At 61.8% G+C, this 623-nt stretch carries 1 protein-coding gene; it reads left to right on the top strand.

Annotated features, from left to right (window positions below; translation table 11 throughout):
* Nucleotides 1-40: 40 nt before the first annotated feature.
* Nucleotides 41-623: AMP-binding protein (locus WN73_RS11630; protein WP_271552842.1), on the top strand; the 583-nt coding region annotated here is incomplete at its 3' end.

Here is a 623-nt window from a genome sequence, read left to right as displayed (position 1 = left end):
AATCTACACCTCCGGATCAACAGGCACCCCCAAGGGGGTCATGGTCGAGCATCGCGGAGTGGCGCGTCTGGTGGCGGAGAACGATTTCGTCGAGATCTCGCCGCAGGACGTTTTTCTCAACGCTTCCTCGCCGACATTCGATGCGACCACGTTCGAAGTCTGGGGAGCCTTGGCGAACGGCGCCAGTGTTGTGCTCTATCCTGAACGCTATCTCTCGACGGCAACGCTAGCCCGGATCATCCAAGACCAAGGCATCACTATCGCTTGGATGACTGCGCGGTTGTTCGACGTCTATGTCGGGGAGGGGCGGAGCACCAGTGGGCTGCAGCAACTGCTGGTCGGGGGCGAAGAGGTCTCAGCCAGTTCCATCAAAGCATGTCAGAAGCGACATCCGACGCTGCGAATCTCAAATGGCTACGGCCCGACCGAGAACACCACCTTCAGTCTCTGCTACCCGGTGCCTGCTGGCTTCGATGGCCAGCAACGGGTGCCACTGGGACGACCAATCCGGAATTCGGTGGTCTATCTGCTGGATGATCATGGTGCGCCGGTTCCGTTTGGCGCGGTCGGGGAGCTCTACGTCGGCGGGGCGGGGGTGGCGCGCGGCTACCTGAACCGGCCCG

Source organism: Bradyrhizobium sp. CCBAU 45394 (assembly GCF_028128655.1).
Classification (GTDB): Bacteria; Pseudomonadota; Alphaproteobacteria; order Rhizobiales; family Xanthobacteraceae; genus Bradyrhizobium; species Bradyrhizobium diazoefficiens.
The sequence above is the reverse complement of the archived record's forward strand: the minus strand, read 5'-3'. Positions and strand labels throughout refer to the sequence as shown.